General features: G+C 67.3%; 20 protein-coding genes and 1 tRNA gene. 10 read left to right on the top strand and 11 right to left on the bottom strand.

What is annotated here, in order from left to right:
• Window positions 1-20 precede the first annotated feature (20 nt).
• Together ACXMDP_RS05525 and ACXMDP_RS05520 are read left to right on the top strand one after the other, a co-directional pair.
• On the top strand, window positions 21-1,721 hold the full coding sequence (locus ACXMDP_RS05525) for a Ppx/GppA phosphatase family protein (RefSeq protein ID WP_259728816.1): 1,701 nt from the start codon (window positions 21-23) through the stop codon (window positions 1,719-1,721).
• A gap of 84 nt (window positions 1,722-1,805) precedes the next feature.
• A complete protein-coding gene (locus ACXMDP_RS05520) occupies window positions 1,806-2,312 on the top strand; it encodes a tellurite resistance TerB family protein (RefSeq protein ID WP_311134094.1) in 507 nt (168 codons plus the stop codon).
• A 74-nt stretch (window positions 2,313-2,386) separates the two neighbouring features.
• On the opposite strand, the gene ACXMDP_RS05515 is transcribed toward ACXMDP_RS05520, so the two are convergent.
• Window positions 2,387-2,458, bottom strand: a tRNA-Val gene (locus ACXMDP_RS05515).
• Window positions 2,459-2,538: 80 nt separating this feature from the next.
• Between ACXMDP_RS05515 and ACXMDP_RS05510 the strand changes: the two genes are divergently transcribed.
• Both ACXMDP_RS05510 and ACXMDP_RS05505 read left to right on the top strand, forming a co-directional pair.
• Window positions 2,539-3,405 carry an EamA family transporter gene (locus ACXMDP_RS05510; RefSeq protein WP_457767107.1) on the top strand — a complete coding sequence of 289 codons (867 nt, stop codon included), beginning with the start codon at window positions 2,539-2,541 and terminating at the stop codon, window positions 3,403-3,405.
• A gap of 79 nt (window positions 3,406-3,484) precedes the next feature.
• On the top strand, window positions 3,485-4,981 hold the full coding sequence (locus ACXMDP_RS05505) for an FAD-dependent oxidoreductase (RefSeq protein WP_259728818.1): 1,497 nt from the start codon (window positions 3,485-3,487) through the stop codon (window positions 4,979-4,981).
• Here ACXMDP_RS05505 and cobM read toward each other — a convergent pair.
• From cobM to petC, 4 genes are all read right to left on the bottom strand, one after another.
• Entirely contained in the window at window positions 4,924-5,796 is an 873-nt protein-coding gene (gene cobM, locus ACXMDP_RS05500) for a precorrin-4 C(11)-methyltransferase (protein ID WP_259728819.1), read from the bottom strand. The two genes, ACXMDP_RS05505 and cobM, sit on opposite strands and share 58 nt — an antisense overlap.
• A complete protein-coding gene (gene lgt, locus ACXMDP_RS05495; protein WP_259728917.1) occupies window positions 5,793-6,656 on the bottom strand; it encodes a prolipoprotein diacylglyceryl transferase in 864 nt (287 codons plus the stop codon). Before lgt ends, cobM begins: the two co-directional genes overlap by 4 nt.
• A gap of 63 nt (window positions 6,657-6,719) precedes the next feature.
• A complete protein-coding gene (petA, locus tag ACXMDP_RS05490; RefSeq protein ID WP_259728820.1) occupies window positions 6,720-7,652 on the bottom strand; it encodes a cytochrome f in 933 nt (310 codons plus the stop codon).
• Between the two features lie 44 nt (window positions 7,653-7,696).
• Complete coding sequence (petC, locus tag ACXMDP_RS05485; protein WP_094510288.1) at window positions 7,697-8,233, bottom strand: cytochrome b6-f complex iron-sulfur subunit; 537 nt, start codon at window positions 8,231-8,233, stop codon at window positions 7,697-7,699.
• Window positions 8,234-8,332: 99 nt separating this feature from the next.
• Here petC and ACXMDP_RS05480 point away from each other — a divergent pair, with 99 nt between their 5' ends.
• The gene (locus ACXMDP_RS05480; RefSeq protein WP_399232608.1) at window positions 8,333-8,734 is read left to right on the top strand and encodes a DUF3067 family protein; all 402 of its coding nucleotides are present in this window, start codon (window positions 8,333-8,335) and stop codon (window positions 8,732-8,734) included.
• An 8-nt stretch (window positions 8,735-8,742) separates the two neighbouring features.
• On the opposite strand, the gene tatC is transcribed toward ACXMDP_RS05480, so the two are convergent.
• Both tatC and ACXMDP_RS05470 read right to left on the bottom strand, forming a co-directional pair.
• Window positions 8,743-9,531, bottom strand: a complete 789-nt coding sequence (gene tatC / locus ACXMDP_RS05475) for a twin-arginine translocase subunit TatC (RefSeq protein WP_259728821.1) — start codon at window positions 9,529-9,531, stop codon at window positions 8,743-8,745.
• Window positions 9,528-11,240 (bottom strand): Rqc2 family fibronectin-binding protein, encoded by a 1,713-nt coding sequence (locus ACXMDP_RS05470; RefSeq protein ID WP_259728822.1) that lies wholly within the window; start codon window positions 11,238-11,240, stop codon window positions 9,528-9,530. The genes tatC and ACXMDP_RS05470 overlap by 4 nt, the downstream gene beginning before the upstream one ends.
• 104 nt (window positions 11,241-11,344) lie before the next feature.
• Between ACXMDP_RS05470 and gmk the strand changes: the two genes are divergently transcribed.
• Window positions 11,345-11,929, top strand: a complete 585-nt coding sequence (gene gmk, locus ACXMDP_RS05465; RefSeq protein WP_259728919.1) for a guanylate kinase — start codon at window positions 11,345-11,347, stop codon at window positions 11,927-11,929.
• Between the two features lie 92 nt (window positions 11,930-12,021).
• Here gmk and psaJ read toward each other — a convergent pair whose 3' ends face one another.
• Complete coding sequence (gene psaJ, locus ACXMDP_RS05460) at window positions 12,022-12,138, bottom strand: photosystem I reaction center subunit IX (RefSeq protein ID WP_011935127.1); 117 nt, start codon at window positions 12,136-12,138, stop codon at window positions 12,022-12,024.
• Window positions 12,139-12,187: 49 nt separating this feature from the next.
• On the bottom strand, window positions 12,188-12,667 hold the full coding sequence (locus tag ACXMDP_RS05455; protein ID WP_094510284.1) for a Photosystem I reaction center subunit III: 480 nt from the start codon (window positions 12,665-12,667) through the stop codon (window positions 12,188-12,190).
• Window positions 12,668-12,743: 76 nt separating this feature from the next.
• Here ACXMDP_RS05455 and tsaD point away from each other — a divergent pair, with 76 nt between their 5' ends.
• The gene (gene tsaD, locus ACXMDP_RS05450) at window positions 12,744-13,841 is read left to right on the top strand and encodes a tRNA (adenosine(37)-N6)-threonylcarbamoyltransferase complex transferase subunit TsaD (RefSeq protein WP_259728823.1); all 1,098 of its coding nucleotides are present in this window, start codon (window positions 12,744-12,746) and stop codon (window positions 13,839-13,841) included.
• A 38-nt stretch (window positions 13,842-13,879) separates the two neighbouring features.
• On the top strand, window positions 13,880-14,119 hold the full coding sequence (locus ACXMDP_RS05445) for a hypothetical protein (protein WP_094510282.1): 240 nt from the start codon (window positions 13,880-13,882) through the stop codon (window positions 14,117-14,119).
• Between the two features lie 41 nt (window positions 14,120-14,160).
• Here ACXMDP_RS05445 and ACXMDP_RS05440 read toward each other — a convergent pair whose 3' ends face one another.
• Entirely contained in the window at window positions 14,161-15,330 is a 1,170-nt protein-coding gene (locus ACXMDP_RS05440; RefSeq protein WP_259728824.1) for a type IV pilus twitching motility protein PilT, read from the bottom strand.
• 128 nt (window positions 15,331-15,458) lie between these two features.
• Here ACXMDP_RS05440 and wecB point away from each other — a divergent pair, with 128 nt between their 5' ends.
• Window positions 15,459-16,589, top strand: coding sequence for a non-hydrolyzing UDP-N-acetylglucosamine 2-epimerase (gene wecB / locus ACXMDP_RS05435; protein WP_255099812.1), 1,131 nt, complete (start codon window positions 15,459-15,461; stop codon window positions 16,587-16,589).
• Between the two features lie 46 nt (window positions 16,590-16,635).
• Here the strand turns inward: wecB and ACXMDP_RS05430 are convergent, their stop codons facing one another.
• Window positions 16,636-17,712, bottom strand: coding sequence for an efflux RND transporter periplasmic adaptor subunit (locus tag ACXMDP_RS05430; protein WP_457767106.1), 1,077 nt, complete (start codon window positions 17,710-17,712; stop codon window positions 16,636-16,638).
• A gap of 208 nt (window positions 17,713-17,920) precedes the next feature.
• On the opposite strand from ACXMDP_RS05430, the gene ychF reads away from it, so the two are divergent.
• Window positions 17,921-19,012, top strand: a complete 1,092-nt coding sequence (gene ychF / locus ACXMDP_RS05425; protein WP_094510279.1) for a redox-regulated ATPase YchF — start codon at window positions 17,921-17,923, stop codon at window positions 19,010-19,012.
• Window positions 19,013-19,071 lie beyond the last annotated feature (59 nt).

The raw sequence follows: 19,071 nt of genomic DNA, 5'->3' as shown, positions 1-19,071 counted from the left end.
TGCGCCGGTTCCGACGGCTGATGGCCCGTTCCGATCCTTCTCCCGCAGCGGCGACGCTGAGCGCCTCAGCGACTGACTCGGCTCAGACAGAGGCGCCGGCTCAGCCGGCCGCTCTGGAGGCCCTGCCGGAGGCCGCCGAGCAGCGCCCGGAAGGGTCTGGTCTGCGCCATGTGGCGGCCATCGACATCGGCACCAATTCCATCCACCTGCTGATCGCCGCCGTCGATCCGGTGTTGCGCACCTTTCGCGTGGTGCAGGCGGAGAAATCCACCACCCGCCTGGGCGAGCGCGATCCGGAAACGGGCGACCTCAGCACGGCGGCGATCGAGCGCGCCTTCCTGGCCCTGCGTCACTGCCGCGAGCTCGCCACCAGCCACGGGGTGGAGCAGATCCTCACTGCCGCCACCAGTGCCGTGCGAGAGGCCCCCAACGGCCGCCAGTTCGTGCAGGCGGTGCAGGAGCAGCTCGGCCTCGATGTGGAGCTGGTGAGCGGCCCTGAGGAAGCCCGGCTGATCTACCTGGGCGTGCTCTCGGGCATGGCCTTCGGCGATGACCCCCACCTCATCCTCGACATCGGCGGGGGATCGACGGAGCTGATCCTGGCCGACGGCCGTGATGCCAGGGAGCTCACCAGCACGCGGCTGGGTGCGGTGCGGCTGCAGCGGGATTTCATCACCCAGGATCCGGTGACGCCGGAACGGCTCAGTTTTCTGCGGGCCTTCATCCAGGGCTCACTGGAGCCGGCGGTGGACCGGGTGAAGCGGCGGCTACGGCGGGGGGAGCGACCGGTGATGGTGGCCACGAGCGGCACGGCCCTGGCCCTGGCCTCGCTCTGTGCCGCCAGCGAGGAGCGCCCGCCGACGCGGCTGCAGGGCTACCGGGTGAGCCGGGAGCGCATCGACGCCCAGGTGAACCAGCTGGCCACGCTGACCCTGGAGCAACGCAAGGCGCTGCCACCGATCAATGAACGCCGGGCCGAGATCATCGTGCCGGGGGCCCTGGTGCTGCAGCAGGCGATGGCGATGCTGCAGGTGCGGGAACTGGTGATCAGTGAGCGGGCCCTGCGCGAGGGCCTGATCGTCGACTGGATGCTGCGCCACGACCTGATCGTGGACCGCTTCGCCTACCAGAGCGGCATCCGGCAGCGCACCGTGCTCGATCTGGCGCGGCGTTACCGGGTCGACCAGCGCCGCGCCGAACACGTGGCCAAGCAGGCCCTGCTGCTCTACGACAAGACCCGCGGCGTGCTGCACGACGACGCCGGCAACGGGCGGGCACTGCTCTGGGCCGCCGCCCTGCTGCACAGCTGCGGCCAGCACATCAACATCAGCGCTTACCACAAGCACAGCTGGTATCTGATCCGGCACTGCGACCTACTGGGCTATTCCGAAAGCGAGCAGTTGATGGTGGCGGCGATCGCCCGCTACCACCGCAAGAGCCTGCCGAAGAAGCGCCACGAGGCCTGGCTGCAGATCCCCGGCCGCGACCAGCGGCGCACGGTGAATGCGATGGCGCTGCTGCTGCGGCTGGCCACCTCGCTGGATCGGCGGCCCGTGCCGGCCGTGGACGACCTGCGCATCCGCTGCCGTGGCGGCGAGCTGCGCATCGGCCTGATCTCCGCCGATCCAGCCCAGGATCTCAGCCTGGAGCGCTGGAGTCTGGCGGCCTGTCGGGAGCCGCTGGCGGAAGCTGCCGGCCTGCGGCTTGTGGTGGAATCCTGAGCTTGGTGGCACTTGGTAGCGGAGCTCACACCACAGGCCCCAGCCGTTCGCCATGACAGATGGAGGCCTGCCTGAGCGGCTGCAATGGCGTTGGCTTCGATCACCGCCATGACTCCGCTGAAGGCAATGGCGCAGCTCCCAGCACTGGACGTGATGAACGCGATGCAACCAATGGATTCACCCACCGCCTTCGTGGCCGTGGCGCTGGCGGCCGTGTCCTGGGATGGGGTGCTCACCAAGGCAGGCTCGCGTGCTCTGCGCCATGCGCTCGATTACCGCGAACCCTTCCGCAATATGTCGGACGCTGAAATGATCCAGCTGTTCGACCGCCTGCTGGCCCAGCTGCGCCTGGAAGGCTCCCGCCAGCTCATGGAGCATGCCTCCGCCGTGCTGGATCCGCGGCAGCGACTCACGGCCTTCACCGTGGCTGCCGAGATCATGCGCTCCGACGGCGAGTTGGTGGCCGAGGAACAGCGGATCCTCGAGGATCTGGCCAGCCACCTCACCATCTCCGCCAACCAACATGACCAGATCCTCCAGGTGATGGATCTGTTGCACGCCAGCCTGGTAGGAAATCCAGTGCTGGCTTGACTGAGCTGGCCTCTCCCGGACCGAAACAATTGAAAGTTTCCGGAGAATTGAGTAAGGAAATAGTGGAGAAGTTATGGGCGATACTGGACTCGAACCAGTGACCCCTTCCGTGTGAAGGAAGTGCGCTACCGCTGTGCTAATCGCCCGCACCCCTGGATCTTAAAACACGGGCGGCGCCACCCAGCCTGTCCTTCCCCCGCTTCCTTTGCTGCTTCCCTGGCCCGCCTTGGCCCTGCTCACGGCCTGCTGCGAAAGCGGCCGCGATCTGGCCGTCCGCCGCCTGCTGCAGCGCAGCGGCTGGACGGCGGCGCGGGTGATGGGCCTCAGCTGCCTGATCAGTGCCGCCCTCACCCTGCCATGGCTGCTGCTGGCCCCAGACGGCGGGCCCAGCGACGGCACCCGTCTGCTGCTGGCCCTGGCTGCCGGGGGTCTGGTGAACGCCCTGGCCTTCTGGGCCTACGGGCGCGCCCTCGCCCGCGGCGACCTCAGCCTGGTGCTGCCCCTGATCAACCTCTCGCCCCTGGTGCTGCTGTTCAGCGGCTGGTGGCTGCTGGGGGAGCGGCCAGCACCGGCGGCCCTGGCGGGTGTGGCGCTGCTGGTGCTGGGAGCCCTGCTGCTGGGCCGCGGCACGGGTGGTGGCCTGCCCCTGCTGAGCAGTCCGGGAGCACGTTCGATGCTGGTGGTGGCCGTGCTGTGGGGCCTCGGCGCCGCCTTCGACAAAGTGGGGGTGAACGCTGGCGGCTCGCTCACCTGGGTGGTGCTGTTCAACCTGGTGGTGGCTGTATCGCTGCTGGCCCCCGAGCTCACCGGATCAGGAGGGAGCACCGCACGGCTGGCTGCGGCAGCGACCTCTGAGGGGCTGCTGTTGTTGGTGTTGCTCTGCGGTCTCACCGGGGCGGTGGGCATGGTCTGCCAGATGGAGGCGCTGCGCCAGACCGCCGTGGTGCATGTGATCGCCATCAAGCGCCTGAGCACGCTGATGAGCGCCACGGTGGGCGTCACGCTGCTGGACGAACCGCGGGGCGGGCTGCGGCTGCCCGCCGCCGCATTGATGCTCGCCGGCGCCATTGCGGTGCTCAATGCAGCCCGTTGAAGCGCTCCGCCAATGGCCACGCCCGCCTGCACAGGATCGGCGAACATGGCCTGCGCACCCTCTGTTTCGCCGCTGCCGCGTGTCTTCTGTCTCTCCGATCCGTGCGTCCGCCCCGGCCTCAACCTCCCCCCAGCCTGCGGGGCAGGGAACGGAGGCCGCCGAGGCTTCGACCCCGCGGGAGGTGGACGTGCTGGTGGTGGGTGGCGGGGTCTGTGGCACGGCCTTGCTCTTCGAGCTCGCCCGCTACACCGACCTGCCCCGGCTGGCGCTGATCGAGCGCTATGAGCAGCTGGCCCAGGTGAACTCCAAGGCCACCAGCAACAGCCAGACGATCCACTGCGGCGACATCGAGACCAATTACACCCTGGAGAAGGCGCTGCGGGTGAAGCGCACGGCTGAGATGGTCGTGCGCTTCGGCGATCTGCTGGAGGGCGAGGAGCGTGAGCGTTGCCTGTTCCGCACCCCGAAAATGGTGCTGGGGGTGGGCGAGCGGGAATGCGCCAGCCTGCGCCAGCGCTTTGAACTGTTTTCGCCTCACTTTCCGGCGATGCAGCTGCTGGAGAAAGAGGACATCGCCGCCTGGGAGCCAGCGGTGGCGCTGGTGAATGGCGTGCCACGCAGCGAGGAACTGGTGGCGATCGGCATCCGCGAGGCCGCCACCGCCGTCGACTACGAAGCGCTCTCGGCCGCGTTCGTGCGCCAGGCCCACGCCGCTGTGGCGGGGAGCGCGCGCTGCATCGACCTGGCCCTCGGCACCAGCGTGGAGACGATCACCCCCGAGGGCGAGACGTTTCTGGTGGAGACGCAGAGCAAGGCGGCGGGCCGCCAGCTCTGGCGGGCGCGGCATGTGGTGGTGAATGCCGGCGCCCACAGCCTGCTGATGGCCCAGCGCATGGGCCACGGGCTGCGCTACTCCTGCCTGCCGGTGGCCGGCAGCTTTTACTTCACTCCCGAGCTGTTGAACGGCAAGGTCTACACGGTGCAGAACGACAAGCTGCCCTTCGCCGCCCTGCACGGGGATCCCGATGTGGGAGCTCCCGGCCAGACGCGCTTCGGCCCCACCGCGCTGCTGCTGCCCCTGCTCGAGCGCTACCGGCTCGGCTCGTTCTTCGAATTCCTTGAGGTGCTCAGGCTCGATCTGGCCGTGCTGGCGGTGTTGTGGCAACTGCTCGGCAACAGCGACATCCGTGCCTACATCGTGCGCAACCTGCTGTTCGAGGTGCCCTGGCTGCGGCGACGGCTGTTTCTGCGCGATGTGCGCAAGATCGTTCCCGGCATGGCGCTCAACGACCTGAGCTTCGCCGAAGGCTATGGAGGGGTGCGCCCCCAGCTGATCGACAAGCAGGCCCGCAAGCTGATGCTCGGGGAGGTGAGGATCGAAGCCGGGCCCGGGCTGGTGTTCAACGTGACGCCATCGCCGGGAGGCACCTGCTGCCTGGGGGTGGCAGCACTGGATCTCGAGGCGATCGTGGCGCGCAGCGGCTGCCGCTTTGCCCGCGACCGCTTTGAGGCCGAGCTCTACGGCAAGGACGCGGGGGAGGATTCAGCCAGCTGCCCGCAATCGTTGGCGGCCTGATCGACAGACAGCCCCTTGCCGCCGGGGCGAAACAGATGGGTGTGGGAGGAGGAGTACAAACGCGAGCGGGCCTGCTGGGGGGCGTCGAGAGCGGGGCTGACCACATAAAGGGTGGTGCGGATCAGCTGGCGTTGGCGGCTCGTTTCCGCCATCTGGCTCAGAGGCACCACGGTGATCCACTGGTCGGGCCAGCTGACGCGGTAGCCGATCGCCACCGGGGTGTCGGCGGCGTAGTGCGCCAGCAGCACCTCCTGCACCTCTTCCACATGGCGTGCACTGAGATACAGGCAGAGGGAGGCCCCCAGGGACGCCAGGCGCTCCAGAGATTCCTTCTCCGGCACGCCGGTGCGTCCGGAAGCCCGGCTGAGCACGATGGTCTGCACCAGGCCAGGGATGGTGAGCTCAGCCTGCAGCGCTGCTGCCGTGGCCTGATAGGCGCTGAGGCCCGGAACCACCTCCACCGCCAGGCCCGCCTCGCTGAGCCGGCTGACCTGCTCCGCCAGCGCTCCGTAGAGGCAGGGGTCGCCGTCGTGGAGGCGCACCACCCGCTTGCCGGCGCGGGCCCGCTCGATCAGCACCTCCAGCACCTGCTCGAGGGTGAGGGTGCTGGTGCGGATCCGCTCAGCACTCGCCGGGGCCAGAGCAGCGATCTGGGGCGACACCAGGGAATCGGTCCAGACGAGCACCTCGGCCGCTTCGATGGCACGGGCTGCCCGCAGCGTGAGCAGATCAGGGGCGCCGGGCCCTGCTCCCACGATCGTGACCGCCGCCGGTTCCGGCGGGGTGGCTTCCGGCTGGCTGGGGAAAGTGGTCAAGGGTTGGTGCCCTGGAAAGGTTCGCTGGGGCCAGACTCGCTCTGAAGGCGACGGGCTCCGCGGTAGAAACAGATCAGGCCGATCGATCCGGCCGCGATCAGCAGCAGGCTCATCAGCTGCGCCATGCGCAGGCCGCCTTCGCAGAAGGGCGGGGTGGAGAACAGGCAGAGCGGATCGATGCGCAGTCCTTCGATCCAGAAGCGGCCCAGGCTGTAGCTGATCAGGTAGACGCAGCTGAGCGCCCCGGCAGGCAACGCGATGCGGCCCCGCGAGCCAAGCTGGAACAAGGTGAGCAGCAACGCCACCACCGCCAGGTTCCAGAGCGATTCGTAGAGAAAGGTGGGGTGGAAGAACTGCTCGTCGATGAAGGTGGCCGGCCTGTTCACCGCTGGAATGAACAGCCGCCAGGGGAGATCCGTGGGCAGGCCGAAGGCTTCGGAGTTGAAGAAGTTGCCCCAGCGGCCGATCGCCTGGCCGAGGGCCACCGAGGGAACGAGCACATCGAGCAGATTCCAGAAGGCGAGCTTGCGCCAGCGGCAATAGACCACCACCGCCAGTGAGCCGCCGATCAGGGCGCCATGGATGGCGATGCCCCCCTGCCAGATGGCCAGGGCATCCAGCCAGTTGAGCTGATACTGGCGCCACTCCAGCACCACGTAGTAGAGGCGGGCACCGAGCACAGCAGCCAGCACCAGGATGGGCAGAAGATCAGCGATCATGGCCGGCTCGATGCCGCGCCTCCGGCCCAGCCTGGTGGAGAGCATCAGGCCGAGCAGCACCGCCACGGCGATCAGCAGGCCATACCAGCGCAGGGAGAAAGGCCCCAGCTGGAACAGCAGGGGCCCCGGTGAAGTGAACATCGCCGCCGGCAGGGCTGGGGGAAGAAGCGCCAAGGGAAACGGCTCAGCAGATGGGGGTCAGCCTCAGACGCCTTCGGCAGCCTGGACTTTCTCTACCTGCTTCTTCTTCAGCACCAGCATGATCTGGGCGAGAGCAACGGCGGCGAAGAAAGCGAGCATGCCGTAGATGCGCACAGGGTTCTGCAGCACGATCTCGGAATCCAGCTGACCGAAGCCGCCCACATTGGGATCTTCCGAAAGGGGTCCGTTGAGCACCACGTCATCGCCCACAGCAACAGCAAGGGCAGGGCCAGCCGGAATGGTTTCACTCACGGTGGTGCCGTCGGCGGTGCGGATCTCCACGACGCTGGCGCCGTTCTCACCGGCGGTGATGGCACTCACGGTGCCGGCGGCAGGAGCGGTGAAAACGCCGTTGTTGCTCTTCTCACCGGTGGGGTAAACCTGGCCACGGCCACGGTTGCCACCCACGTGCACCGAATACTTACCGAAGTGGATGGCGCTGTCGGTGGCGGGATCGGGGGAGAGGATCGGGAAGACGATCTCCTGGTGCTGATCACCCGGCAGGGGGCCCACCAGCAGGATGTTGGGGTTGTCGTCGCTGTACTGGGTCACGTAGACCCCGGCGGTTTCCTCTTTCAGCTCGTCGCTGAGACGATCAGCGGGGGCAAGGGTGAAGCCATCGGGGAGCATGAGCACCGCACCCACGTTGAGGCCCGTGCGGCTGCCATCGGCGGCCACCTGCTGAACGCTGGTGTCGTACGGGATCTTCACCACCGCCTTGAACACGGTGTCAGGCATCACGGCCTGGGGCACTTCCACCTGGGTGGGCAGCTTGGCAAGGTGGCAGTTGGCACAGACGAGCTTGCCGGTGGCTTCGCGGGGGCTCTCGTAGTTCTGCTGGGCCCAGAAGGGGTAGGCCCAGGAGGCAGAAGGCGCCAGGAAGAGGGCGGCCGAAGCCAGGACGGTGGAGAGCAGCAGGGAAAGGGTGCGGCGCATGGGGTGGGCGGACGGGCGACGGGAGGAAATGGACGGTCGGACGATCAGGCCCACCAGGGCTTTTCACCGGTGCGGAAATCGGTGTCGGTCCATGTGCTCAGGAAAACGTTGTCGCTTTCGACGGAGACGTTGGCCAGGGCAAGCGACAACGGAGCAGGACCACGCACCACCTTGCCGGTGGGGTCGTACTGGCTCCCGTGGCAGGGGCAGATGAATTTGTTGGCACCGCTGTTCCAGGGCACCACGCAACCCAGGTGGGTGCAGATGGCGTTGATGCCGTAGCTGCCGATGGCGTCGGGTCCTTCCACCAGCAGGTAGGTGGGGTCACCTTTCAGGCCCTGCACGAGGCTGCGATCACCCTCCTTGTGGGTGCTGAGCCAGCCCGAGGCGGTGACGTTGTTGCCCAGTTCATCCTTGGCGGTGGTGCCACCGCCACCGCCGGCGGGCCGGGGGGGAATGAAGTAGCGGGCGACGGGGTAGAGAGCACCCAGTGCGACACCAGTGACGGAGCCGAAAGTCAGCAGATTCATGAACTGACGACGGCCCATTCCGGGCACATCGCTCACTGGGATCTGGGTCATACGGAACGTTCCTGGGTGCCGAAGCAACGAGGCGCCCATTATGGACGTTGCCCTGGCCGTCACGTTTTGCCAGGACGCAGCTTGCGCCTGCGGCGCAACATGCTGTTGTGGAGTGTCCTCACCCTCGCTGCCGTGTCCCTGCCTGATCCGGCTGCTGAGCCCGGCTCCAGCGGCCGCTTCGCCCCCCTCCGGCTCGATGAAGTGCTGCAGGTGCTGCGTGAGCGCTGGCACGCGTCCTACGACCTCCAGCTGGTACAGCGGCGCGGCCGCCTCTACCTGCAGGTGATGTGGGCCTACCTGGAGCAGCAGTCCTTTCCGCTCGATGCCGAGGGCTATGAGGCCAAGCTGCAGGAGCTGATCGAGCTGCTCAACGGCCTCGGGGTGGCCAATCAGGTGCGCCAGTGGCTCACCACCACCCGCGACAAACCCCGACTGGGACGGGCGATGAGCCTCACCCTGGAGCCGGCCGAGGGCGGGCGCAGCAGTGAATTCCTGCTCTGAACCTGGCCTCAGGCGCCGCTGGCCGCAGGCCGGAGCCGCTCGGTGAGGGCCACCATGGCCACACCCACCAGGAACAGGGCCGTGATCGAGCCGGTGAGCAGCAGCATCGTGACGGGGTCGGTGGAAGGAGTGAGCACGGCGCCGGCCAGGGCCGCCACCAGCACCACCCAGCGCCAGGCTTTCAACATGGCGTCGGAGCGGATCAGGCCGAAGGCACCCAGCAGCAGTTGCAGCACCGGCAGCTGAAAGGCCAGGCCAGTGGCCACCATAAGCAGCAGCACGAAATCGAGGTAGCGCTCGATCGACCAGATCGGCTCGACCACATCCGCGCCGTAGCTGACCAGGAACCGCAGCGCCGCCGGCACCAGCGCCCACCAGGCGAAGGCAAGCCCTGCGGCGAACAGCACCGCCGACCCCGCCACGGCTGGCGCCACCAGTCGCCGCTCCCGGCGCGTGAGACCCGGCAAGACGAAGGCCAGCGCCTCGTAGAGCACGTAGGGCAGAGCCAGCGTGAGGCCGGCATAGCCGGCCACCTTGATCGACACAAACAGGAATTCACCTGGGGCGAGCTGGAGGAAGCGCATGCCCACGGCGGGCAGTTCCAGCAGCCGAACGAGCGGTTTCACCAGCAGCAGACAGCCGCCGGCCGCCACCACCACCGCCAGCAGGCTGCGCAGTACCCGCCGCCGCAACTCCTCGAGGTGGTCCACAAGGCTCATCTCCACCTCGGCGGGAAACTCATCCGCCGGTGGCACCCGGATCGGTGGGGGAGGTGCGGGGAGGGGGGAATCGCTCATGGCGCAGGCGCTGGAGCTGAGCCTAAGGAGCGACTGCACAGGATGGCGCCGCGGCCGGGATCGCCCCAGAGCACCTCACCACCCCGGTGGCGCACGGTGCCGGGCCCGACCCCGGCAATGCGCTGCAGTTGGTCGCTGGGCACCATCACCACGGGCACACGGGCATTGCCGCGAGCACGGCTGAAGCGGGCGGCCAGATCGGCCGCCGCCTGCAGGTCGGCGTCGGTGGCGGGAGCTTCCGAGCTCTTGAGCATCACGTGGCTGCCCGGGCACTCCTGGGCATGGAACCAGAGATCACCGCGCCGCGCCTGCCTCAGGCTGATCCATTCGTTCTGGCGATGGTTGCGGCCCACCTGCACGCGCAGCCCTCCGGCAGTGAGGAACTCCAGCGGTTGGCATGGCAGGGGCTGCCGCCGGGCGCGCGCCTTGCTTCGTCCCTTGTCCCGCTCGCGGCCGCCGACGCTGAGCAGTTCCTCCACGTCGTCTTCGAGGGCGGCGAGATCCTCCAGCGCCCCGCGCAGGGCATGGGGGGTGGTCTCCTCGGGCCGGTGCAGCTCCAGAAAGGCCAGGCTGGCCTCAATGCGCTCCAGCTGCTGGTCGTGACGCTCCAGCAGGGTGGTGATCACGGCGGAGGAGCGCTGCAGGCGGCGCGCCTTTTTATAGAGAGCCTGTGCCTCAGCCACCTGCTCGCGGCTGGGGTCGGCCAGGCAGAGCAGGGCATCCGCCTGCCGCCGCAACTGGTCGCAGCCGGCGGCCTGCTCCAGCAACGCCTGCTGCTCGGCCCGCTGGGCACTCTGGCGATCCCGGGCCGTGAACAGGCGCCGCTGCAGCTGATCGTGGCGCAGCTGGAAGGCCTGGGCTGTCAGCTGCCGCTCGTAGAGCTGCGCCAGCGGGCGCCCCACCGGGCCGGCAAGCTCGGCGCCCCAGCAGCGGTAGGCGGTGGCTCCACCGGTGACGAAGCCAAAGCGGTCCGCCGCCAGGTCGCCCAGCCATTGCTGCCAGGCCACCCAGAGGGCACTCCACTGCGCCTCACTGAGCTGCTCCACCGGCAGCTTCAGCAGCGCCGTGGATGTGTCGGGATGATCGCCGGCCAACTGCAGGGCAAGGGCAGGACTGATCCCCTGGTAGCTCTGCAGCAGCGCCTTGCCCAGCGGCAGCGGCAGGAGCTGCAGGCGCCGACGCCAGTGCCACAGAGCTTCGCCGGCATCGGGGGGATCGGCCTGCAGGGGCGGCGGCGGGCTGTAGGTGTCGCCGCTGGCAATCGGCCGCAGCCGGGATTCGTTCGGCTTCACCTGGCGGCCCAGGGCCACCACCCGACGCTGGCCATCCAGGAGGAAGAGGTTGCTGTGGCGGCCCATCAGCTCCACCACCAGCGTGCGGCAGATCGCCTCACCGGGGCGGGGGGCAAAGCCCAGCTCCACCACCCGTTCCCAGCCGTGCTGATCGATCGCCACCAGCGCCAGGCCGCCCAGGCCGTGCTGCAGTTGCTGGGCCAGAGTGCTGCCCTCACCCCGCCGGGCGGGAGGGTCGATCGGCAGCAGGCGCGGCGCATCCGCCCACCAGCTCAGCTCCAGCCAGTGACGACCATCAAGCGCGCGAAAGCCGAGTTGGAGGTTGTGGGCGCTGGGCTGCTGGGCCTTCTCGAAGCGGCTGGGCAACAGCTGCGGCCGCAGCTCGGCAAGCACCGCCCGCAAGGTGGTGACGTCCATGGGTTGGAGCGTCCGGGAGGTCAAGGGAACCGCGTGGACAGGGAATCCCCTTACTCTGCTGGCTCATGTGCGAGGGCCTGATGGCGGAGGCAGCGGCAGTGGCAATGGCAGCAACAAAGGCAGCAGCGGCGGGTCCGGGACAACTCACGGTGATCACCGGCCCCAGCGGCGTGGGCAAGGGCACACTCGTGGCCGCGCTGCGCCGGCGCCATCCGCAGATCTGGCTGTCTGTGTCCGCCACCACGCGCGCGCCCCGCAGCGGCGAACAGGACGGGGAGAACTACTTCTTCATGAGCCGGGAGCAGTTCGAGCAGCAGGTGGCTGCCGCAGGGCTGCTGGAGTGGGCGGAATTCGCCGGCAACCTTTACGGCACGCCACGGGCGCCCGTCAGCGAGCATCTGGCCCAGGGGCAACCGGTGCTGCTGGAAATCGAACTGGAGGGGGCCCGCCAGGTGCGGCGCAGCTTCCCGCAGGGATTCCAGGTGTTCATCGAACCTCCGTCGCTGGAGGAACTGGAGCGGCGCATCCGCGGCCGCGGCACCGACGACGACAGCGCGATCGAACGGCGCCTGCGCCGGGCCCGGGAGGAACTGGCCGCCGCCGCTGAGTTCGACGCCGTGGTGATGAACGGCGACTTGGACACCGCCATCGGCGAGCTGGAAGCCCTGCTGCAACTGGCCGGCAGCTGAAGCACCAGCGCCAGCCACAACGTGCAAGTCAAAAAAAAGCGGCCTTTACGGCCGCTTGTGACGTTCAGAGCCTCCGGCTGGAAGCCAGCGGATTAAAGGGGATGGAACAGAAGATCCGGGAAGAAGCGATTGAATTCGATCATGATTCCGGCGGTGACGGTGAACCAGATCGCAGCGAAAACAGGGGCTGTGGTGAGGAATTTCTTCATGGACGTGCTCCGGATGGAGAACAGAGGGGTGGGGCGACTGAACCGGGATTCAGCGCGGTGAAACGGTGACCTTGGAATCGGATTCCAGCAGCTTGCCGCTGGTGAATTCGCTGAAGGCCGCCAGAGGCCAGGTGGCCGCTGCGATGGTGCTCTTCAGGGCCAGGGGCACATCGATCTGGATCTCGCGCATGGTGGCGTCCTTGCTGCCACGGATGGCCTGCAGGTACACGCGACCGGCCCAGCCGATGCAACCGGCGATGTAGAGGAAGGCGATGCCAGGGATCATGAAGTCGCCGGCATGGCTCCAGCGGCCATCAACGATCAGGTGGGGCAGGCCATCGGTGCCACACACGGCCTGGCTGTACATCTCGAAGCGGGCTTTGGCCTGCGGAGTGGCAGCGGCGGCGGCACGCTGCTGAAAGCGGGGGCTTTCGGAGCAGGGGGTGAGCCCGGCCACATCGGCATGGGCCACAGGGGCGAAGCCGAAGATCAGCAGGGCGGAAATCAGAACGGCGAAAAGACGGCGCATCGTATCCGGATCCGGGGAAAGGCCTGCCAGCGGGCAGGATGTCACTTGCGGAGAGTAAGGGAGGCCATGGAGGCACTTGAACACCGTTCTGGCCGTCGAAACAAGTTGTGACGAGTCAGCGGCGGCCGTGGTGCGCGGCGAGCAGGTGCTCGCCAGTGCCGTGGCTTCCCAGATCGCCGAACATGCCCGCTGGGGAGGCGTGGTGCCCGAGATTGCCTCGCGGCGGCACGTGGAGGCGCTGCCCCAGTTGATCGCCAGTGTGATGGCCGAATCCGGCCTCGGCTTCGCCGACCTCGACGGCATCGCCGCCACCGTGGCGCCGGGCCTGGTGGGGGCCCTGCTGGTGGGCTCGGTCACAGCCCGCACGCTGGCGCGGCTGCACGATCGTCCCTTCGTGGGGGTGCACCACCTCGAAGGCCATCTCTGTTCCGTCCACCTGGGAGACCCCCTGCCGGAGGGTCCGTTCCTGGTGCTGTTGGTGAGCGGCGGCCACACCGAGCTGATCCGCGTCGACGGCGCCGGCCACTACCGACGTCTGGGCCGCAGCCACGACGACGCGGCCGGTGAGGCCTTCGACAAAGTGGCACGGCTGCTTGGGCTGGGGTATCCCGGCGGTCCAGCGATCCAGGCGGCCGGAGTGCTGGGGGATCCCCTGCGCTTTCCACTGCCGAAAGGGCGCGTGTCGAGGCCGGAAGGGGGCTACCACCCCTACGACTTCAGCTTCAGCGGCCTGAAGACGGCCGTGCTCCGCCTTGTGCAGTCGCTGCGCGCTGGCACCGGTGCCGCGGGCCCGGCGGATCCGCCTTCAACTGGGGAATTGGCTCCACGGGATCTGGCTGATGTGGCCGCCAGCTTCGAACTGGCCGTGGTCGACGTGCTGGTGGAGCGCAGTTGCCGCTGCGCCCGCGACGAGGGACTCGGCACCCTGGTGCTGGTGGGCGGGGTGGCCGCCAACCAACGCCTACGCCAGCGGCTGGAGGAACGCTGCGGCGCGCTGGGGCTGCACTGGCGCCGGGCACCACTTGCCTATTGCACCGACAACGCCGCCATGATCGGCGTGGCAGCAGCCCAGCGGCTTGCCGCCGGATCCAGCAGCAGCACGGCCCTGGGTGTGGCGGCCCGCCTGCCATTGCAGCAAAGCGACGCGCTCTACGAGCAACAGCCTTGCTTTTGATCCCTTTATGGTGGCCGAACCCGTTGTTAAGGGGGTGGATGGCTTCAGCTGACACCACAGAGAATGCACTGCTGCCGAACAGCTCTCTTGCAGCATCACCTGCCGCTGCTGAGGGGCTCGGCTCCAGCCAGCCCGTTGAAGTGGGGCCGGAAGAGCTGAACGCCTGGCGCCGGGGCTTCACCCCCCAAGCCGAGATCTGGAATGGCCGCCTGGCCATGCTTGGGCTCTCGCTGGGCATCGCCACCCTGCTGCTTCTCCGCCTGGCCAGGGCCCACTGAGCCAGGCCAGGTCAACAAACGTTTTGCCAGTGGACTCCGCCCTATTCGCGGCCTCGTAGGGCCTGGGAGAGCTCACCACGCTTGAGGCTCACGGCCAACGCCTCATCCGCACTCACTTTGCCTGCCACTACCAGCTCAAGAAGGGACTGGTTCAATGTTTTCATGCCTTCAAACGAACTGCGTTTCATGATTTCCTCCACCTCGTCGAATTCGCCGCGAAGGAGGTAATCCCGGCAGGCATCGGTGTTGATGAAGATGTCGTGGTAAGCGATTCGGCCACCTTCAATCGTCTTGAGCAGCCCCTGCGAGATCACAGCCAACAACGATTCGGCCACACTTGTGCGGATTGATTTTTGTTCTTCGGACGGGAACATACCCAGCATCCGCTCAACGGTTTTTACGGCGGAGTTAGTGTGGAGCGTGCCGAAGACCAAGTGGCCGGTCTGAGCAGCCTCCAAGGCAGTGGAGAGGGTTTCCTGGTCGCGAATCTCCCCGATCAGCAACACATCAGGATCTTCCCGCAATGCCGCCCGCAAAGCAGTCGAGAACAACTTTGTGTGGTGGCCGATCTCACGCTGCCGCACCAGACAGGATTTGCTGACATGTACGAATTCGACTGGATCCTCAATGGTGAGGATGTGCTTCGACTGAGTTGAATTCATCCAATTGATCATTGCGGCTAGAGTGGTGGATTTGCCGCAGCCCGTGGGGCCTGTCATCAGGATCAGGCCCTTGGTGTACTTGAGAAGATGCTTAAAGACATCCGGAAACCCAAGGGATTCCAGTGTGGGGACCTCAAAGGGGATAAGCCGCAGCACCATGGCTGGACCAAGAAGCGATTCAAAGAGGTTGATCCGCACCCTCACGAAACCGAAAGAATGTGATCCGTCGAATTCCTTATCGCTGCGAAAAGCCTGACGATCCTCCTGAGAGAGAATCTCATTCAGCCACTCCGAGAACCGTTGGTTCGTGATGATCGGCCAACCGGTCATCTGCATATCGCCGCGAAAGCGCAGCCGCGGTTCCTCACCGACGCCGAGGTGCACATCTGAGCACTTGGCCTCAAAAGCCACGCGCACCACCTCCTCCAGTGTGCAGGGCGTAGCCACGGATGGCCGTGGTGGCGCTGGGGCCGGATCTACACCATCCACGGCGGCGGGGTGGGAGTCGGGCGCAGGCACCGAGCTAGGGGGAAACAGGGAACTGGTCATCGGCTGGACAGCATTGCAGCCATTTTGGGGCAAGTACTCGCCTGAGTTCCCATGCAGCTGCTGATCGGTAGGGGGATGCTCCGCCACGTGAATGCGACACCGGCTCTCCTTAGGATCGACACCCCCGCATGGGCTCTTTGATCACCACCGCTCCGCTCGTCAGCATCGTGCTGGGAACCAGGCCCGAAGCGATCAAGCTGGCACCGGTGATCCGCGCCTTCCAACAAGCCGAAGGCTTTCGCACCCGGGTGGTGCTCACCGGCCAACATCGGGAAATGGTGGCGCAGGTGATGGAGCTCTTCAGCCTCACCGCTGATCGCGACCTGGCCTTGATGACGCCCCGCCAGACGCTCACCCACGTGACCTGTGCCGCCCTGATGGGGCTGGAGCAGGACTTCACTGAGCACCGGCCGGATCTGGTGCTCGTCCAAGGCGACACCACCACCGCCTTCGCTTCCGCTCTGGCGGCGTTCTACCAGCAGATCCCCGTGGGGCACGTGGAAGCCGGCCTGCGCACTGACAACCTGCTTGACCCCTTCCCCGAGGAAGCCAACCGCCGGCTGATTTCCCAGATCGGCCAACTGCACTTCGCCCCCACCTCGGTGTCGGAGGCGAACCTGCTGGCCTCCGGGGTGGTGGGCCGGGTGCTGGTCACGGGCAACACTGTGATCGATGCGCTGCTGCTGATGGCGAAGCAGGCGCCGCTGCTGCAGCTTCCTGGCCTCGACTGGACCCAGCAGCGGGTGATCCTGGCCACCGTGCACCGCCGGGAAAACTGGGGAGAGCGTCTGCTCGCCATCGGTGATGGCTTCCTGCGACTGCTGGAGCAACACCCCGACACCGCCCTGCTCCTTCCGCTGCACCGCAACCCCACCGTTCGGGAACCCCTGCAGCAGATGCTGGGCGATCACCCGCGGGCCTTTCTCACCGAGCCGCTCGATTACGACGAGCTGGTGGGAGCGATCCGCGGTTGCACGCTGCTGCTCACCGACTCCGGCGGCCTGCAGGAAGAGGCCCCAGCCCTGGGCAAACCGGTGCTGGTGCTGCGGCGCACCACGGAACGTCCGGAAGCGGTGTCTGCGGGCACGGCGCGCCTGATCGGCACCGATGCGGCAGCGATCGCCACGGAAGCCGGGCGCCTGCTCGACGACCCTGCGGCCTACGCGGCCATGGCCATGGCTCACAACCCCTTCGGGGACGGCCAGGCGAGCGGCAGGATCGTGGCGGCCTGCCGTGCCTTCCTGGCAGAACGGAACTGAGCTGGCCACTGGCCTGATCTGGCAGCTGGCCTGATCGGAGTGGGATTCAGCTGCCGGGACGTTTCTTTGCCCAGGGAGGCAGATCGATGAACACCTGGGTACCCGGTTTGAGGCCGGAGAGGATCTGGGTGTTTCGGCCGCTGCTGGAGCCGAGCGTCACCGGCTGGAAGGTGGGCTGGTTGTTCTTGCCCACCAGCAGCACCCCAGGCCGCCCTTCCTCGGTGACCACTGCCACAGTGGGGACAAGGGTCTGAGCCGGCAGGGTGCCGGTCTTGAAGTCGATGTCGGCGGTCATGCCGATCCGCAGCTCGCTGTGGGGATCGGTGAACAGCAGCTTCACATCGAAGGAGGTGACGTTGTTGATCTTCACCGCCCGGGGGGCGATCTGGCGCACGCGCGCGGTGAAGCGGCGGTCCGGGAAGGCATCCACCCGCACGGTGGCGATCTGGCCGAGGCGGATGCGACCGATGTCGCTTTCCGGCACCTTGGCCACCGCCTCCAGGCCGCGGGCGAGCTCCACCACCGATGAGCTGGAGGCGCCCGCATTGGCGGAGGCGGAGGTGGTGGGGGTGACGAAGGCGCCGGGGTCGGCGAAGCGCTGGGTGATCACGCCGTCGAAGGGGGCGCGGATCGTGAGCTCGCCGCGCTCCACATCCCGCTGAGCGTTGCGCTGCCGGGCTGCATCAAGGGCCGCCTTGCTGGTGAGCATGCGGGTGCGGAAGCTGACGATGTCGTCCTGACTGATCGCGCCCTGCTGATACAGCTTCTGGCGACGTTCGAACTCCGAGCGGCTGCGGGCGTACTCGGCGGCCGCCTGCCGCTCTTGGGCCAGCAGTTCATTCTCCCGATCGCGAAGGTCACCGCTGTCCATCAGAGCGATCGGCTGGCCGGCCTGCACGAGATCGCCCTCATCCACGAACAGGTCGGCGAGCACGCCGCCCCGCTTGGGGCTGACGTTGACGCTGCGGGCCGCTTCCAGCTCCCCGCTGGAGGTGACGATGCCCGGCAGGCTGCCGCGCTCGGCCTTCACCACATAGGCGGCCAGCGACTTTTGCTGCTGGGTGGTGCTGCGCTGGCGCTGCCAGAGGGCCACACCGCCGATCACGAGCACTGCCGCGGCCACCCCTGCCCAGAGAGGCCAGCGCCGCTTTTTGGGACCGGGCCGGCGAGGGGCGGCCGGGACCGGTTGTTCCTGGGGCGGTGTCAGCACCGGCGCAGGGCGAAGGTCGGAGCGGGGAATGACAGTCAGCGGTCGCTGTAACCAGTCTTGATGGTCGCGGCGAAAAACGTGGCCATGGGAGGCCCGGGGGGCGCCGTTTAGATTTAGCCCCATGCTTAAAGCCGGAATCGTGGGGCTGCCCAACGTGGGCAAATCCACCCTCTTCAATGCCCTGGTGGCCAACGCCCAGGCCCAGGCCGCCAACTTTCCGTTCTGCACGATCGAGCCGAACGTGGGCTCCGTGGCGGTGCCCGACGGGCGCCTGAAAATGCTCTCAGACGTTTCCAGTTCCCGCGAGATCGTGCCCACCCGGGTGGAGTTCGTCGACATCGCCGGCCTGGTGAAGGGCGCCAGCCAGGGCGAAGGGCTCGGCAACAAGTTCCTCGCCAACATCCGCGAGGTGGACGCGATCGTGCACGTGGTGCGCTGCTTTGAGGACGACGACGTGATCCACGTGGCTGGTCAGGTGGATCCCGCCCAGGACGCCGAGATCATCAATCTGGAACTGGCTCTCGCTGACCTGACCCAGGTGGAGAAGCGGCGGGAACGGCTCAAGAAGCAGGCTCGCACCAGCAAGGAAGCCCAGGCAGAAGATGAGGTGCTGGGCCGCATCGCCGCTGCGCTGGAAGCCGGCGCACCGGCACGCGGGGTTGCCCTCGGCGCCGACGAGCGCGAGACGATCCGTCCGCTCGGCCTGCTCACCCTCAAGCCGATCATCTACGCCACCAACGTGTCGGAAGACGACCTGGCGGCAGGCAACGGCCACAGCGAGGCCGTGGTGGCCCTTGCCCAGCGTGAAGGGGCTGAGGTGGTGCGGATTTCTGCGCAGGTGGAAGCGGAACTCGTTGAACTCGGCGAAGCCGAGCGCGCCGACTATCTCGACGGGCTGGGGGTGAGCGAGGGCGGGTTGCAGAGCCTGATCCGCGCCACCTATCAGCTGCTCGGCCTGCGCACCTACTTCACCACCGGCGAAAAGGAAACCCGGGCCTGGACGATCACAGCCGGCATGACCGCGCCTCAGGCCGCCGGCGTGATCCACACCGATTTCGAACGGGGCTTCATCCGCGCCCAGACCGTGGCCTACGCGCAGTTGATCGAAGCGGGCTCCCTGTCGGAAGCACGCAACCGAGGCTGGCTGCGCAGCGAGGGCAAGGAGTACGTGGTGGCCGAAGGCGACGTGATGGAGTTCCTGTTCAACGTCTGAAGCGGTTTCAACTTCAGCAGACGTTTCGGCGGCTGAGGCAGGCGCAGAGCATTGAGCCG

Source organism: Cyanobium sp. ULC065 (assembly GCF_977927515.1).
Note: the sequence above shows the minus strand (reverse complement) of the source record. Positions and strands in the feature narration are given on the sequence as shown.

Coding starts and splice junctions, on each gene's coding strand:
- gmk (WP_259728919.1), top strand. CDS start 11,345: ATGGCAGCAACAAAGGCAGCAGCGGCGGGTCCGGGACAACTCACGGTG.
- ACXMDP_RS05525 (WP_259728816.1), top strand. CDS start 21: ATGGCCCGTTCCGATCCTTCTCCCGCAGCGGCGACGCTGAGCGCCTCA.
- lgt (WP_259728917.1), bottom strand. CDS start 6,656: ATGTTCACTTCACCGGGGCCCCTGCTGTTCCAGCTGGGGCCTTTCTCC.
- ACXMDP_RS05445 (WP_094510282.1), top strand. CDS start 13,880: ATGGCTTCAGCTGACACCACAGAGAATGCACTGCTGCCGAACAGCTCT.
- ACXMDP_RS05455 (WP_094510284.1), bottom strand. CDS start 12,667: ATGCGCCGTCTTTTCGCCGTTCTGATTTCCGCCCTGCTGATCTTCGGC.
- petC (WP_094510288.1), bottom strand. CDS start 8,233: ATGACCCAGATCCCAGTGAGCGATGTGCCCGGAATGGGCCGTCGTCAG.
- tatC (WP_259728821.1), bottom strand. CDS start 9,531: ATGAGCGATTCCCCCCTCCCCGCACCTCCCCCACCGATCCGGGTGCCA.
- ACXMDP_RS05470 (WP_259728822.1), bottom strand. CDS start 11,240: ATGGACGTCACCACCTTGCGGGCGGTGCTTGCCGAGCTGCGGCCGCAG.
- ACXMDP_RS05520 (WP_311134094.1), top strand. CDS start 1,806: ATGGCGTTGGCTTCGATCACCGCCATGACTCCGCTGAAGGCAATGGCG.
- ychF (WP_094510279.1), top strand. CDS start 17,921: ATGCTTAAAGCCGGAATCGTGGGGCTGCCCAACGTGGGCAAATCCACC.
- petA (WP_259728820.1), bottom strand. CDS start 7,652: ATGCGCCGCACCCTTTCCCTGCTGCTCTCCACCGTCCTGGCTTCGGCC.
- ACXMDP_RS05440 (WP_259728824.1), bottom strand. CDS start 15,330: ATGACCAGTTCCCTGTTTCCCCCTAGCTCGGTGCCTGCGCCCGACTCC.
- ACXMDP_RS05480 (WP_399232608.1), top strand. CDS start 8,333: ATGCTGTTGTGGAGTGTCCTCACCCTCGCTGCCGTGTCCCTGCCTGAT.
- wecB (WP_255099812.1), top strand. CDS start 15,459: ATGGGCTCTTTGATCACCACCGCTCCGCTCGTCAGCATCGTGCTGGGA.
- psaJ (WP_011935127.1), bottom strand. CDS start 12,138: ATGAAGAAATTCCTCACCACAGCCCCTGTTTTCGCTGCGATCTGGTTC.